General features: G+C 67.1%; 15 protein-coding genes. 4 read left to right on the plus strand and 11 right to left on the minus strand.

All coding sequences use genetic code 11. The annotated features are described in order from the left end of the window. Positions 1-63: 63 nt before the first annotated feature. Complete coding sequence (locus ACMVY4_RS21350) at positions 64-741, minus strand: nitroreductase (RefSeq protein ID WP_416900373.1); 678 nt, start codon at positions 739-741, stop codon at positions 64-66. A 44-nt stretch (positions 742-785) separates the two neighbouring features. After that, complete coding sequence (locus ACMVY4_RS21355; protein ID WP_416897959.1) at positions 786-1589, minus strand: crotonase/enoyl-CoA hydratase family protein; 804 nt, start codon at positions 1587-1589, stop codon at positions 786-788. A 112-nt stretch (positions 1590-1701) separates the two neighbouring features. Between ACMVY4_RS21355 and ACMVY4_RS21360 the strand changes: the two genes are divergently transcribed. Both ACMVY4_RS21360 and ACMVY4_RS21365 read left to right on the plus strand, forming a co-directional pair. Further along, positions 1702-2493, plus strand: coding sequence for a hydroxyacylglutathione hydrolase (locus ACMVY4_RS21360; protein ID WP_416897960.1), 792 nt, complete (start codon positions 1702-1704; stop codon positions 2491-2493). 147 nt (positions 2494-2640) lie between these two features. After that, positions 2641-4089 carry a hypothetical protein gene (locus ACMVY4_RS21365; protein WP_416897961.1) on the plus strand — a complete coding sequence of 483 codons (1449 nt, stop codon included), beginning with the start codon at positions 2641-2643 and terminating at the stop codon, positions 4087-4089. 13 nt (positions 4090-4102) lie between these two features. On the opposite strand, the gene ACMVY4_RS21370 is transcribed toward ACMVY4_RS21365, so the two are convergent. The 8 genes from ACMVY4_RS21370 to ACMVY4_RS21405 form a co-directional block, all read right to left on the minus strand. Beyond that, positions 4103-5584, minus strand: a complete 1482-nt coding sequence (locus ACMVY4_RS21370; protein ID WP_416897962.1) for a sensor histidine kinase — start codon at positions 5582-5584, stop codon at positions 4103-4105. Positions 5585-5786: 202 nt separating this feature from the next. Continuing rightward, positions 5787-6554, minus strand: coding sequence for a precorrin-4 C(11)-methyltransferase (cobM, locus tag ACMVY4_RS21375; protein ID WP_416897963.1), 768 nt, complete (start codon positions 6552-6554; stop codon positions 5787-5789). Next, complete coding sequence (gene cobJ, locus ACMVY4_RS21380) at positions 6551-8338, minus strand: precorrin-3B C(17)-methyltransferase (protein ID WP_416897964.1); 1788 nt, start codon at positions 8336-8338, stop codon at positions 6551-6553. Before cobJ ends, cobM begins: the two co-directional genes overlap by 4 nt. Then, positions 8335-9027 carry a precorrin-2 C(20)-methyltransferase gene (gene cobI / locus ACMVY4_RS21385; protein WP_416897965.1) on the minus strand — a complete coding sequence of 231 codons (693 nt, stop codon included), beginning with the start codon at positions 9025-9027 and terminating at the stop codon, positions 8335-8337. Before cobI ends, cobJ begins: the two co-directional genes overlap by 4 nt. After that, positions 9024-10229 carry a precorrin-6y C5,15-methyltransferase (decarboxylating) subunit CbiE gene (gene cbiE, locus ACMVY4_RS21390; protein ID WP_416897966.1) on the minus strand — a complete coding sequence of 402 codons (1206 nt, stop codon included), beginning with the start codon at positions 10227-10229 and terminating at the stop codon, positions 9024-9026. Before cbiE ends, cobI begins: the two co-directional genes overlap by 4 nt. After that, the gene (locus tag ACMVY4_RS21395; RefSeq protein WP_416897967.1) at positions 10226-10855 is read right to left on the minus strand and encodes a precorrin-8X methylmutase; all 630 of its coding nucleotides are present in this window, start codon (positions 10853-10855) and stop codon (positions 10226-10228) included. Before ACMVY4_RS21395 ends, cbiE begins: the two co-directional genes overlap by 4 nt. Then, positions 10852-11889: a sirohydrochlorin chelatase gene (locus tag ACMVY4_RS21400; protein WP_416897968.1), complete on the minus strand. Its 1038-nt coding sequence runs from the start codon at positions 11887-11889 to the stop codon at positions 10852-10854. Before ACMVY4_RS21400 ends, ACMVY4_RS21395 begins: the two co-directional genes overlap by 4 nt. Then, positions 11886-12191 carry a DUF6732 family protein gene (locus tag ACMVY4_RS21405; protein ID WP_416897969.1) on the minus strand — a complete coding sequence of 102 codons (306 nt, stop codon included), beginning with the start codon at positions 12189-12191 and terminating at the stop codon, positions 11886-11888. Before ACMVY4_RS21405 ends, ACMVY4_RS21400 begins: the two co-directional genes overlap by 4 nt. A 188-nt stretch (positions 12192-12379) precedes the next feature. Here ACMVY4_RS21405 and cobD point away from each other — a divergent pair, with 188 nt between their 5' ends. After that, complete coding sequence (gene cobD / locus ACMVY4_RS21410) at positions 12380-13357, plus strand: threonine-phosphate decarboxylase CobD (protein ID WP_416897970.1); 978 nt, start codon at positions 12380-12382, stop codon at positions 13355-13357. Continuing rightward, entirely contained in the window at positions 13354-14295 is a 942-nt protein-coding gene (cbiB, locus tag ACMVY4_RS21415) for an adenosylcobinamide-phosphate synthase CbiB (protein WP_416897971.1), read from the plus strand. The genes cobD and cbiB overlap by 4 nt, the downstream gene beginning before the upstream one ends. Positions 14296-14360: 65 nt before the next feature. Here cbiB and phbB read toward each other — a convergent pair whose 3' ends face one another. Beyond that, positions 14361-15083 carry an acetoacetyl-CoA reductase gene (gene phbB, locus ACMVY4_RS21420; RefSeq protein WP_416897972.1) on the minus strand — a complete coding sequence of 241 codons (723 nt, stop codon included), beginning with the start codon at positions 15081-15083 and terminating at the stop codon, positions 14361-14363. Between the last annotated feature and the right edge of the window lie 90 nt (positions 15084-15173).

Raw genomic sequence — 15173 nt, forward strand, 5'->3', positions numbered from 1 at the left:
GCCAAATGTTCAATTTTTGTTCCCGACTTGCAAACCAAGCAGTCCGCGCGCCCAGCCAGAGGTTCAATCGAAGCCGTGATAGCGGACGAAGTTCTCGTTCGGCTCGCGGTCGGAGCGGACGTGGTTGGCGACGAAGCTGTCATCGGGCCAGCCCATGGCGATGGCGGTCATGATCACCTCGTCCTCCGGCACGCCGATCACGTCGCGGACGATGTCGGAGCGCATGATGCCCTGCCCGTTGGTGACGCAGCCCAACCCCTTCGACCAGGCGGCCAGCGCGATGCCATAGCCGATGGCGCCCATGTCGAAATGCACCACCGCGCCAGGGTCGAGATCCCGGTCATAGGTCAGGATCAGGGAGACCGGGGCGTCGAACTGCCGGAAGCCACGCAGCACCCAGTCCTGCCGGCCTTCCTTGTCGTCGCGGGCGATGCCCATGGCGGCGAACAGGCGCTTGGCGATGTCGACCTGGCGGAAGCGGTGGATGCCGTCATAGGGCTTGTGGGTGACGATGTCGCGCTTCACCTCGGCGTTCGCCTGCGTCATCGCCGCCATGTTGCGCCGCCGCACCTCGTCCAGCGCCTCGCCGGTCAGCACGTGCACATGCCAGGGCTGGGTGTTCATGGAAGACGGGGCGTACTTGGCCAGCCGGATGACCTCGTCGATCAACTCGCGCGGCACAGGGTCCTTCTTGTAGCCGCGCACGCTGCGCCGCGAGGTCACAAGGGTGTCGAAATCCATGCCTTCGGTCGGGTCGGGCATCTTCTTCATGCTGGTCTGCTCGTTCATGCGACATCCGTGAAGTTGGGGGCACGCTTGCCGAGGCCGGCCTTCACCGCCTCGATCTGGTTGGGGCTGCCGATCAGCTTCTCCTGCTCGACCGACTCGGCCAGCAGAATCGCCGCCTCGTCGGCGTCGGCAACCATGTTCAGAAGGCGCTTGGAGCCGCGCACGGCGTCCGGGCTCTTCGACGCGATCTCCCGCGCCATGGCCATCGCGGCCGCATAGGGATTTTCCTCGACCCGGGTGGCGAGGCCGATATCGACCGCTTCCTGACCTGTCACCTGACGGCCGGTATAGGTCAGCTCGCGGGCGATGTCGTCGCGCAGCAGGGTCCGCATCAGGGCGAGGCCCGCCATGTCGGGTACCAGGCCCCACTTGATCTCGAGCACCGACATGCGGGCGTCCGGCGCAATGAGGCGGATGTCGGCGCCCAGCGCGATCTGGCAGCCACCGCCGAAGGCGACGCCGGTCACCGCGGCGATCACCGGTTGCGGCATCTGCCGCCAGATCCAGACCGCCTGCTGGGCGTGGTTGGCGATGCCGTGGGTGCGCGGCGTCAGCCGGCCGACGGACGACCCCTCGCCGTCGCCCATCTTCTTGAAGTTGCCGAAATCGAGACCGGCGCAGAAGGCGCGGCCCTCGCCCGACAGCACGACCGCGCGGACGCTGCCATTGCCGGCCAGTTCCTCGCCGGTATCGCGGAGCGCGTTGAACATAGCCATGTCCAGCGCGTTCATCTTGTCCGGCCGGTTCAGCCGCACGTCGGCGACGCCATCGGCGATCGATACGGATATTCTGTCGCTCATCGAGCAGCCTCCCCTGATTGCCTGCGTCTTATACCAGTAAAGATTTCCCCTGACAGTCCGGGTGCGCCATGTTGGACTCGAGCGCACACGCACGAACAAGGGGAGTCTCGCGATGATCGTCGAGCAGATCTGGACCGGCAACGCCTACCGCAACTTCAATTACCTGATCGTCTGTCCCGAGACCGGCGAGGCGATGGCGATCGATCCGCTGGATCACGAGAAGTGTCTGGCCACGGCGAAGGACAAGGGATGGACCATCACCCAGGTCCTGAACACCCACGAACACGGGGACCATACCGGCGGCAACCGGCAGGTGATCGAGGCCACGGGCGCGAAGCTGCTGGCGCACGCCAATGCGAAGGACAAGATCCGCGGGATCGATGTCGGCCTGCAGGCCGGCGACGTCATCAAGGTCGGCAAGACCGTCGAGATCGAGGCGCTGGACACGCCCGGCCACACGATGTGCCACATCTGCCTGCTGACTCGCACCGACCAGCCCGCCTTGATCAGCGGCGACACCATGTTCAATGCCGGCGCCGGCAACTGCCACAATGGCGGGCATCCGGCGGAACTCTACGACACCTTCGTCAAGCAGCTCGACGCGCTGCCCGACGACACGCTGATCTATCCGGGCCACGACTACATCACCAACAACCTTGCCTTTACCCTGGACCGCGAACCCGACAACGCGAAGGCGAAGAGCCTGCTGGCCGAGCTGGAAGGCCAGGATCCGTCGGCGGCGATGGTCACCACCATGGGCCTGGAAAAGGAGGTGAACACCTTCTTCCGGTTGCGCAGCGCGAGCGTGATCGACGCGCTCAGGGAGAAGTTTCCGGACCTGCCGAAGGACCCGTCGCCGAAGGACGTCTTTCTGAAATTGCGGGAATTGCGCAACAGCTGGTAGCCAATTTGCCTCGAATTCCCTTATTCTGGAATCGTTCAACATTGTGCTGGCGGTTCGTTGGGGGCACCGCTAGCGTGGTATTTGTATCGTACCGCTGAGAATCCGGGCCAACCGGAAGCGGGACGGCGTAGAGGGAAAAGGGGCGAGATGGCGCGTTACGAAACCCTGTCCGGGGGTCGCGGCGGGCAGATTTTCTTCCGGCCGAAGCGGCGCAACGCCGATGCGCGGCCCGGCGAGGATCTGCTGGAAGTGACCCTGTCCGGGCAACCGGTACGGATCAACGACTATTCCCTTTCAGGCATCTCCGTCATCGATCCGTCCAGCCGTTTCGACTGGCAGGGTCAGATCGGACGGGTGGCGGAACTGTCCATCCGGCTGACCGAGGACACACTGTTTGCCGGCAATGTGCGGCTGGTCCGCACCCAGGAATTGAGCGGCGTCAGCCTGATCGGCTGCGCCTTCGAGGGCGACATGCCCGACCTTTCGGCGATCGCCATCCAGCAGGCGCAGGCGCATCTGGAGCGCATGACGACGCGAACGCCGTCGCTCGTCTCTGCCCAGGTGCCGATGGCCTACCGCGCTCTCTGTTCGGACGTGCTGCAGTTGCTGAACTGGCACCGGCAGCAGGTCGAGACCTTCCACCGGCAATTCGATGACGAGGCCGAGGAAGAAGCGCTTGAGACCGCCTGCCAGGTCATCGAGCAACCGGTGCTGGAAGAGTGGCGGCAGCTCTGGCAGCGGGGCGAGGACATCGTCCGCGGCCTGCAGCCCGACTCCGCGGCCTTCGATGCGACCAAGCGCTACACCGAGCAGGTGCTGACGCCGGCCTTCATGGGCGGTCCGATCTGGGAACGCAGCTTCAGCAAGCCGCTCGACTATCCCGGCGACTTCGAAGTCATGAAGATGGTCTACGACTGGGCCCGGAAAGGCGCCACGCCGACGGACCGCATGGTCCACCGGATCGGCCTGGAAGTTGCCGAATGCATCGCCACGCGCATGGTGCTGGTGCAGCAGGCGATCGCCGCGACCATCGCCGAGCACGGCAATGCCGGCCCGGCGCGCATCACCAGCCTCGGCTGCGGCCCGGCGAAGGAGGTCGAGAATGTGCTCAGCGCCTCGCGCATGAGCGGCTCCGCCGTCTTCACCCTGATCGACCAGGATCTCGATGCGCTGGACGATACCTTCACACGACTGACGCCGAAGGTACGCCGGCTGTCACCGCACGTGCAGCTCGAACTCCTGCACGAAAGCTTCCTGCGCGTCGTGCGCGGCGGCATGGCCGGCCAGAGCATCAAGGGCCAGCATCTGATCTACACGGTCGGCCTGGTCGACTATCTCAGCGCCTCGATGGCGCGGTCGATGGTGTTCCGGCTCTACAAGAAGCTGGCGCCCGGCGGGCTGCTGATCGTCGGCAACATGGCCGATTCGAAACTCAGCAACTTCTGGCCGATGGAATTCATCGCCGACTGGCGTGTGAAGTACCGGAGCCGGGAGGAGATGACGGACATGGCCGTGCTTTGCCCGAACGCCTCGGTGGAGGTGCGGCGCGAACAGACCGGCCGGGTGTGGATGCTCTACGTTCGGAAGCCCGCCTGAGCCGCGTTCCGCCTCAGGATGCCTTGCGCATCCCGCCTTCCGGCGAATCGTCGAACTCGGCAAAGCCGCTGAACCGGGAAGCGGGCAGCGAGACGGTGAACTCCGTGCCCTCGCCCAGCCGGCTTTTCAGTTCCACGGTCCCGCCATGCAGGCCGACGATGTGGCGCACCAGCGGCAGGCCGAGGCCGGTACCGCCATGGTCGCGGGCGAAGGCGTTCTGGATCTGCGTGAAGGGCTCGAAGATCCGTTCCTGGTCTTCCGGCGCGATGCCGATGCCGGTATCGGCGACCGAGATCTTGCAGGCGCCGTCATTGTCCCGCCAGTAGCGGATGCGGATCGCGCCGGCCGACGGCGTGAACTTGATGGCGTTGGACAGAAGATTGACCATGACCTGCTGCATCAGGCGGCGGTCGGCGCGCAGGATCGGCGTCCACTCGCTCGGCTCGACGGAGAGCCGGACGCCCTTGGCGCTGGCCATCTGCTGGCACATGCGGGCCGAGCGCGTGACCATCTCCCGGATGTTCACGTCCCGCTCGTCGATCGACATCACGCCCGACTCGCTCTTCGAGTAGTCGAGAATGTCGTTGATGATCGACAGCAGGTGATGGGCGCTGTGGTGAATGTCCTCGGCGTAGGTCTGATACTTCGGCGACCCCAGAGGCCCGTACATGCCGGCTTTCAGAATGTCGGAGAATCCCAGGATGGCGTTCAGCGGCGTGCGCAGTTCGTGGCTCATGGTGGCGAGAAACTCCGTCTTGGCCTGGTTCGCGCCGACCGCCTCGTTCTTCAGTTCGATGGCGATCTCGGACGCACGTTCCAGGGCGAGGTAGCGGGAAAACTTCTGCCGCCATCCCAGTTCCAGGGCGTAGCAGGCGAAGATCGAGACCCCGAGCGACATGGTCAGGAAGAAGATGTTGTTGACCAGGGTCCATTCGGGCAGGGGATTGACGACGACGGCGACGGCCAGATACGCGACGTAGAGGGCGACCGATACGGCCACCGCATAGACCAGCCGGCATTGCACCAGCATGGACGCGTAGATGATCACCATGATCAGGCCCGCGTAATAGGTGCCGGCGGCCGGCGGATCGGTGATCGCCACCATTCCGACGATGCCGAGGCCGGTGTTCAGCATGGCGATCGTCAGTACGAGCTGGGAACGTCGCTGGAAGAAGCGGGTCCAGGTGGAAGCGAAGGCCAGCAGAAGCGTGCCGCAGCCCAGCACGTAGCGGATCGCGAGGACGGCGCCCAGGTTGCGTTCGATCAGGTACATGTCCAGCACCCCGAAGAACGCGTAGAGCACGGCGCCGCAGAACAGCGCCAGCCGCACGAAAGGCAGGACCCGGACGAGATGCTCCCGCCTGTACCGGTCCTCGATCTCACGGTCCTTGAAACGCAATACGATGCGGTTGAGCCCGACAGGCTCCACATCGTTGCCAACGGACGATGATCTTTCGTCATCCTGATCCGTCATGCGATTGTCGAAAATCGTCATCGCCGAATGCGCCCCTTCATTCGAATCGGACTGTCGCTACTCTGTCCTTAATTTTCTCTTAAGAGCCACCCTCAAATCTTAACCGAAAGTGACGGAAAAAGCCTGAGTTTTTGCCGCAGGGGTCGGGGCGCGGCGGGGCGGCGAAGCCGAATTCGTTCAATACTTGCCCGCCATCAGACTCTGTTTGCCGGGCTTCGACGGCTCAGCGTTTTCCACCCTGGTTGCGGAGAACATGGGCGTGCGAACTGTCGTAGAGCGCCGAGTCCCGGAACCCGTCGGCCGCCAGCGCCGGGCCGACAAGGATCAGCGCTGTCCGCGTGATCCGCGCATCCCGCGCCTTCTGACGGATGTCGGAAAGGGTGCCGTGTATGAAGGCCTCGTCGGGCCAGCCCACCCGGTAGGCGATGATGGCCGGGCAGTCCGCGCCGTAAAGCGGGATCAGCCTGGCTTCGATCTCGCGCAGGTTCCGCACCGACAGATGGATGGCCAGCGTGGCACCGGTCCGGCCGATGGTCTCAAGATCTTCGCCGGGCGGCATCGCGGACGCCTTCATCGAGGTCCGGGTCAGCACCACGGTCTGCGCGACTTCAGGCACCGTCAGCTCCTTGCCCAGCGCCGCAGCGGCGGCGGCGAAGGCGGGCACGCCCGGCGTGATATCCCAGGGGATACCCAGGCTGTCGAGCCGGCGGATCTGTTCGGCGATGGCGCCATACAGCGACGGATCGCCCGAGTGGACGCGGGCGACATCGTCGCCACGGGCGTGCGCGGCTTCCATCTCGGCGATGATCTCGTCCAGCGCCAGCGGCGCCGTGTCGATCACGCGCGCGCCGTCCGGCGCGGCCTCGACAATCGCCGGCGGCACCAGCGAACCGGCATAGAGGCAGGTCCTGCAGGTCTGGATAAGCCTGAGGCCCTTGACCGTGATCAGGTCCGGGTCGCCCGGACCGGCGCCGATGAAGTGAACGGTCATGTGCGGTCCTTTCCGGCGTAACCGCGGGGCGTGAAGACACGGGCGCGCCCAGCAGCCTGATAGGTTCGTGTATCCGAAGAGCCGACCATCACCGTGGTCAGCATGTCGACCTCGTCGACCTGCAGGTCCTCCAGCGCGATGACCCGCACGTTCTCGGCGGGGCGGCCGAGATCGGTCGCCAGGATGACCGGGGTCGACGGCGGACGGTGGCCGAGAAGTATGTCCTTTGCCGCGGCCAGCTGGGTCCGGCGGCGCTTCGAGACCGGATTGTAGAAGGCGATCACGAAGTCGCCTTCGGCTGCGGCCCGGATACGGCGTTCGATCACTGGCCACGGCGTCAGCAGGTCCGACAGCGAGATAGCGCAGAAGTCGTGGCCGAGCGGTGCGCCGGACCGCGCCGCCGCCGCCTGAAGCGCCGAGATGCCCGGCGTCACCGAGACCTCGACACGTCGGGCGGCCTCGGAGACCTTGCCATCCGCCACCAGTTCCTCGACCAGCGCCGCCATCGCGTAGATCCCGGCATCGCCCGAGGAGATCAGCGCCACCGTCCGGCCCTCGGCCGCCCGCTCCAGCGCCCAGGCGCAGCGTTCGGTCTCCTGACCGAGCGGGAACTCGGTCATGCGCGACCGCGGCGCGAGATCGGCCACCAGATCGAGATAGAGGCCATACCCGACGATATCGTCGGCGGCGGCAATCCGGCGCGCGGCCTCCGGCGAGCGCCAGTCCGCCCGGCCCGGACCGATCCCGATGACATGCACCGCGCCGCGGGCGCGGCCAGCCTGCAACGGATCGACGGGCTGCGGGGCGCGGGCCAGCGCAGCAGTCGCGTTGGCGCTCTTGCGCTTGGCCACGACAAGTTCGGCTTCCGATCCGGCTGCGGCCAGCGCCGCCGCTTCGGCCACGCCATGACAGCCCACCTCGGCGAAGACGGTCTCCGACGGATTGGCGAGCCGCGGTGTTTCGGCTTCGAGCGCCGCCGCGTCGAACAGCCGGAACGGCTGTGCCAGCCGGCTCGACAGTTCCAGCATGGCGAGTTCGTCGGCCTTCAGATCAATGCTGGCGATACAGGCCACAGCGCCCGGCGCGACGCCAGCATCCTTCAACACGCCATCGACGAGCGCCGAAAGTTCCTCCACAGGGCAGTTCCGGGCTGAACCGACTCCCAGCACGTAGCGCTGCGGATGCCAGACAAGCGCACTGCCATTCGTCTCGACAGGCCGATCCGAGCCGATGAGCCGGATGGCAGCGCCGTCGGATCCGCCTTCGATGCGGAACGGCAGTTCACCGTCCATGCCGAACGCCTCACCGCCGACGATCCGCGCCATGATCCGTTTGGCGTCACCGGGGTTCGCCAACCGCCAGCAGGGGAAATCCGCGTCCAGCGCCACGCCATGCACCGTGTCCCCTGCAGTCGTTACGGCAGCATGGCCACCGGTGACGCCGGCGATGCGACCGGCCAGATCGTTGGCACCGCGATGACCGCCGAGCAGGGGGACAACGCTCGCGCCGTCATGACTGACTACCAGTACAGGCGGCTCCGCATGCTTGTCGGAGGCCAGTCCTCCAACCGCGCGGATCAGGATGCCAGCCGCACAGATGCCGATCATCGGCCGACCGGCCGTGAAGAGCGCCTGGGCATGCTCGAGGACCGAGGCGAACCGGACATCGGCCTCATCGGCCCGCCCCGCCAGTCCGTGCAGATCACCGCCGACGGCCTCGGCGAGCCGCCTGCCGAGCGCAATGGCCCCGGCATCGAGCACCAGAATTGCGGGCGCGGCCGTCATTCGGCGCGCCAGGCGAGAATGAGAGCGAAATAGGGCAGGTGGTCGTCCTCCAGTTCGGCGAGACGGCGGATGCGTTCTGCCGGCGTGGTAGCTTCCTCGATCACCAGCGCATCATCGGCCATCCCCGTTTCTTCAAGCGCCGCACGGACATCGGGCAGTCGCTTGCCGGTCTTCAGAATGGCGGCGCAATCGCAGGCCGCGAGGCGCATTGCGAGTTCGGCCTTCGGCAAGGTCCCGGGCAACAGCGATACCGACTCGGTGCGCCGCACAAGCGGTGTTGCCGCCGCCGCTGCGGCAGCGAGAAAGGACGGGATGCCCGGCACGACTTCCGGCTCGAAATCCGGCCGCAGACGCTCCAGCAGATGCAGGAATGACCCATAGAGCAGCGGATCGCCCTCGCAGAGCACGGCCACCGCCTGCCCATGCCGCGCGCGCTCGGCGATCTCCTCGGCCGCGCTGTCGTATATGGCTGCGCCTTCGGCCGGGTCGGCCCGCATCGGCATCAGGATCGGCACTTCTTCCACACCGGGGGACAGTGCCTTGCGCGCCGTCGCGAGCGCCCGCGAGGGCTTCCCGTCCGCCGAGATGTAGAAGACGGCGTCGGCCGCGCCGATCACCCGTTGCGCCTTCAACGTCATCAGTTCCGGATCGCCCGGACCGACGCCGACCCCGTGAATGCTGCCGGTCATGTCCGGAACCATGCCCACTGCATCACCGGCATCGCCGGCCGCCAGCCCGTCATGGCGCCGACGGGCGACGCCCGGTCGATGCCGATGCGGGTGAGGTCGCCGCCCATCTGACCGTGCGCGGCCATGAGTTGCGCCTGCCCTTCCAGGGTGACGGCGTTGGCAACCAGCCGCCCGCCCTTCGGTAGCGCCTCGACACAGGCGTCGATCACGGCCCCGTCGGACACCCCGCCCCCGATGAAGATCGCGTCGGGCCTCGGCAGATCCGACAATGCGGCCGGCGCATGGCCATCGATCTGGCGGAACTCCGGCACACCCAGCGCGACGGCATTCTCTGCCGCCATCGAACGGCGCCCTGCATCCGGCTCGATACCGATGGCGCGGGCTTCCGGCGCGCTGCGCATCCATTCGATCCCGACCGAACCGCAGCCGCTGCCGACATCCCAGAGCACCGCCCCCCGCGCGGGCATCAGACGGCTCAGCGTGATCGCGCGGACCTCGCGTTTGGTCATCTTGCCGTCGTGTCGGAAGAGCCCGTCATCCAGTCCCGGCACCCGCGGAACGAAGACCGTGTCCGCATCGGCAATGCACTCGACGGCCATGGTGTTCAGGTCCGGCACGTCCGCGTACCAGCCCGACGCCGTGCCGTCGGCGCGGCTTTCCTTCGGGCCGCCGACATGGCCGAAGACGCTGATCCGCGACGGGCCGTAGCCCGACTCGACCAGCATGCGCGCGACCTCGGGCACCGTCTTCGCATCGCCCGACAGCGCGATGATCCTGAGACCCGGCGCCGGCCAGGCCCGGAAGCGGTCCGCAGGACGGCCGTGCAGGGTGATGGTCTCGACATCTGGCAGCGACCAGCCCATCCGCGCCGCGACCAGGCTGAAGGCCGAGGGCGCGGGCACGATCACGGTCTCCTCGACCGGCACGCTCTGGAGCAGCTTGGCCGCCACGCCGAAATTGAGCGGATCGCCGGTGGCCAGCACCGTCGTCCGGCGGCCGCGGAAATCGACAATGCGCTCGGCCAGATGCTTCAGCGGCCGCGTCCAGGCGATCTTCTCCGCCGGATGATCGGGGAACATCGCGAGATGCCGCTCCCCGCCGATCAGCACCTCCGAAGCCTCGACCAGTGTCCGGGCCGATGGCGGCAGTGATACCGGCCCTTCCTCGGTAATACCGACGATGTTGAGCCACGGCCCGTTCATGCCGCCGCCAGCGAAAGCGCATTGACCGCAGCCGAGGCCATGGCGCTGCCGCCACGCCGGCCGGTGAGAGTCAGGAAGGGAACGCCCCGCGGGTTGGCGGCCAGTTCGGCCTTGCTCTCCACGGCACCGACGAAGCCGACGGGAAAGGCCAGGATTGCGGCCGGCTTCGGCCAGCCCTTGTCCAGCAGTTCGAGCAGGTGAAAGAGGGCTGTCGGCGCGTTGCCAATGGCGACCACAGCACCGTCGATCCGGTCTTCCCAGAGCTCGACCGCCGCAGCCGATCGCGTATTGGCGATGGACAGCGCGCGTTCGGCCACGCCGTCCGCCCCGATGGTCGCGATCACGTCGTTGGCGGCGGGCAACAGGCGGCGGATGACGCCGGAGCGGACCATCTCGCAATCGCAGAGCACCGGCGCCCCGGCACGCAGCGCATCCGTGGCCGAGGCCGCGACATCGGCCGAGAAACGCAGGTCGCCGGCAATCTCGACCATGCCGCAGGCGTGGATCAGGCGCACGGCGACAGGGCGCAGCCCGTCGGGCAGGCCGGAGAGATCGGCCTCGGCCTCAACGGTCGCGAAACTCTGGCGGTAGATCGCCGCCGGATCCCGCTCATAGGCGAGTGTCATCCGGTCTTCTTCATGCTGCGCGGGCCCAGCGGGTGGTCCGCATGCGGGTACGGGTGGTGATGATGACCGTGGTCGTGGCCGTGATCATGGCTGTGGCCGTGCGCGTGCCCGTGATCATGGGAATGATCGTGGCTGTGGCCGTGATCGTGGTCCCCCGAGCCGATGCCCTCGACATGATGGTGATGGCTCTCCTGCGGCAGGCCGACCTCGTCCTCGAAGCCGAGAACCTGCGCGCGGTACTTGCACATCTGACAGTTCATCAGATTGCGGCCGTCGACGATCTCGTGGATGCGGTCGACGAATGTGTCGATGACCTTCGGATGGTCGTTGAGATAGCCCGCCTTGACGAACTCGATCTCCGGATGCCGGGCGGCGACCTGGTTGGTGTAGGCGTAGATGCGCTCCACCAGCACGCCGGTGAAAAGGAAATAGGGAAAGACGACGATCCGCCGGTAGCCCAGCTTCACGGCATGTTCCAGCGCCGGCTCCACAAGCGGGAAGGTGACGCCGGAATAGGCCACCTCGCACCAGCCGAAGCCCATCCCCTCCCACAGCATCCGCGCGACCTTGGCGACGTTGGAATTGGCGTCCGGATCGGATGCGCCACGGCCCACGACGACCAGCAAGGTTTCCTCCCGCGGCACGCCGGGGGTGGCGGCAAGCGCCTCCGCGACCCTGTCGCCGGCGGCCTGCAGCATCTTCAGATCGACAGCCAGCTCACGGCCATAGGCGATATCCAGATCCAGATCGCGGGCGCAGGTGTTCAGCACCGACGGGATGTCATTCTTGGCATGGCCGGCCGCAAACAGCATGCCCGGCACGGCGAGTACCTGCTGCACGCCCTGCGCCTTCAGTGCCGTCAGTCCGTCACGGATGATCGGGGTCGCAAACTCCAGGTAGCCGTAATCCACCGGCACGCCGGGGAACCGCTCCTTAAGGCGTTCGGAGACCTGCGCGAACTCGTCGACCGCGCGGCGGTCGCGGCTGCCATGGCCGCAGACCATGATCCCGGCGCCTTCGGGCAGAGCTGTCATGCTGCGCCCTCGGCCTCCGCCTCGGCGGTCTCTCCGGCCTCTTCCGACTCTTCATTCTGCTTCCGGCCCTTGGCCAGCTTCGCAGCGAGCGCGCCGAGCGCGGCGGCACCGGCCAGCGCGGCGACGCCCACCCAATGCGAATGACCGGCAAGCTCGCCAAGATGGCCGCCATGGGCGAGCGCACTGCCCGGCAGTGCAATCAGGATCGGAACAGTGAAGCGCATGGTTCCCCCTTCAAGGTCGAACGTCGTTTCGGCGCGGAAGGAGAGCCGGCGCGGCGCAAGCCGCGTCAAGGGCGTCAACGGGTGGTCCGGGCCAGGCCCCCGGTTTGGGTCGGCCGCAACCGGAATCGTTTCAGCCCCTTGTCGGTCTCCCTCGGGGCACCATCCTCTGCGACCGAACCTAGGGCGGCGGCCCGGCGGGCGCAATCGGATTCACGACAGGATGCGCCGCTATTGACCGCTTGCGGTCCGCGTGGTGAAGAGCGGCCATGACCGAGCGCGTTCACGGCGGGAATTTGACAGAAGCCATCGCCCGCCATGGCGGCGTGGCGGCGGACTGGCTCGACCTGTCTACTGGAATCAACCCGGCCCCCTACCCCGTCGGCGACATCAGCCACGATGCGTGGACACGGTTGCCCGACCGCACCGCGCTCCACCGTCTTCTGGGCGCAGCCCGGAATGCGTATGGCATCCACCCCGCGAACGGGATCGTCGCCGCGGCGGGTGCGCAGGCGTTGATCCAGATCATGCCCCGGCTGGCCGGAAGCGGCCCGGTCCGCGTACTCGGACCGACCTACAACGAGCATGCCGGATGCTTCCGCGACGCCGGATTCGCCGTGACCGTCGCCGGCGGGTTCGTCTCCATGCCCGGCGGCGGGACAGCCGTGCTTGTGAACCCGAACAATCCGGACGGCCGGACACACGAGCCCGGCGACCTGCTGGCGCTGGCCCGGCGGTCAGGCCTGCTGGTCGTCGATGAGGCCTTCTGCGACGTGACACCGGCGCTTTCCCTCTGTCCGCGCGAACTGCCGCAGAACCTTGTCGTGTTGCGGTCCTTCGGGAAGTTCTTCGGCCTGGCTGGTGTTCGGCTTGGCTTCGCCGTCGCGCACCCCGCGATGGCCCGGCGCATCGAGAGGATGCTTGGCCCGTGGGCGGTGTCCGGTCCGGCGCAGGAGATCGGCGCCCGCGCCCTTTCCGACGATGACTGGATTGCCGCGACGCGTGAACGTCTGTCCGCCGACATGGCGCGCCTGCGCCGGCTTCTGGGACAGGCCGGCTGGCGGATCGCGGGTGGCACCGATCTTTTCGTGACGGCCGAAGCCGGGAACATCGCCGAACGGTTCGATCGGCTGCTCGACGCGCGGATCTGGGTCCGCAGCTTCGACTACGCTCCCGACCACCTCCGCTTCGGCCTGCCCGGCGACGAGTCCGGCTGGGCGCGGCTCGAAACGGCGCTCACGTCGTGAGCGATCCGGGCACGATCCTGATGCTGCTGGCCATCGCGCTGGCGCTGGACGCGGTCTTCGGCGAGCCGGAATGGCTCTATTCGCGCATCCCCCACCCCATCGTGCTGGGCGGCAAGGCGATCGGCTTCCTCGACTGGCGGCTCAACCGGTCCAGGGATTCGGCGAGTCAGCAGAAAGCGTCCGGGATCATCGCCATGGTGCTGCTCGCGGCAGGCGGCGCGATGCTGGGCCTGATCGTCGAGGCGATACCCTTCGGCGCGCTGCTCTCGGCGCTGATCGCGGCAGTGCTGCTGTCGCACCGTTCGCTGGTGGAGCACGTCGAGGCCGTCGGCAGCGGTCTGGCGAAAGGGCTGGACGAAGGCCGCGCCGCGGTCGGCCGTATCGTCGGGCGCGACCCGGAAGCGCTGGACGAGGCCGGCGTCGCGCGCGCGGCCATCGAGAGCGCCGCCGAGAATTTTTCCGACGGCATCGTCGCGCCCGCCTTCTGGTTCGCCGTCGCAGGCCTGCCCGGGCTGATCGTCTACAAGCTGGTCAACACGGCCGACAGCATGATCGGCCACCGCAACGAGAAATATCGCCATTTCGGCTGGGCTGCGGCGCGGCTGGACGATCTGATGAATCTGGTCCCGGCCCGGCTGACGGCGGCACTCTTCGCGCTGGCAGATCTCAGCCTGACGCCGTTGAAGACCGCATGGCGCGATGCGAAGGGGCACAAGTCCCCTAATGCCGGCTGGCCCGAGGCGGCCATGGCCGCCATCCTCGACCTCCGCCTCGCCGGCCCGCGCCGCTACGAGGGCCGGATCGTCGACGATCCCTGGATGAACCCCGAAGGCCGCGAGGACGCCACGCCCGACGACATCGCCGGCAGCGTCAACCTGATCTGGCGCGCCTGGGCCGTGCTGCTGGCAGCCTCGATCTTCGGCGCACTGGTCCTCTGATCAACGAAAAAGGCGGCGCCCCGGAGGACGCCGCCCGAATGCACGCTACCGTGTGAGCGGAGGGCTCAGTACATGTGCTGGCCGCCGTTGATCGACATGGTCGATCCGGTCACGAACGCGGCCTCGTCGGAGACGAGGAACAGCACGCCGCGGGCGATCTCGTCGGCATGGCCGAGGCGGCCGACCGGGATCTTGGCGACGATCTTCTCCAGCACGTTGGCCGGAACGGCGGCCACCATGTCGGTGTCGATGTAGCCCGGCGCGATCGCATTGCAGGTGATGTTGAAGCGCGCGCCTTCCTGGCCCAGGGCCTTGGTGAAGCCGTGGATGCCGGACTTGGCGGCGGCGTAGTTGACCTGACCGTACTGCCCGGCCTGGCCGTTGATCGAGCCGATGTTGACGATCCGGCCGAAGCCACGCTCGCGCATGCCGGCGAAAACCGCCTTCACCATGTTGAAGCAGCCGCCCAGATTGGTGTCGATGACGTCCTGCCAGTCCTTGTGGCTCATGCGCTGCAGGGTGCCGTCACGGGTGATGCCGGCATTGTTGACCAGCACGTCGACCGGACCGACTTCTTCGGCGATCTGCGCGCAGGCCTGCTGGCAGGCCTCGAAATCGGCGACGTCGAACTTGTAGGACGGAATGCCCGTCTCGTCGGTGAACGCCTTCGCGCGTTCCTCGTTGCCCGCGTAGTTCGCGGCGACCTTGAAGCCGGCGTCGCGCAGGGTCTCGGAGATGGCGCGCCCGATGCCGCGGGTGCCGCCGGTGACGATAGCAACTCGTGCCATGATGTTTCCTCTGGGTTTCTTGGTTCTTGGGGAGACGGGAAGGTCAGCCGCCCCGGCGCGAAGGCCGGGGCGGGTCGTTCAGGAGAGGTG

It is taken from the genome of Minwuia sp. (assembly GCF_048007105.1).
In the GTDB taxonomy this organism is placed as follows: domain Bacteria; phylum Pseudomonadota; class Alphaproteobacteria; order Minwuiales; family Minwuiaceae; genus Minwuia.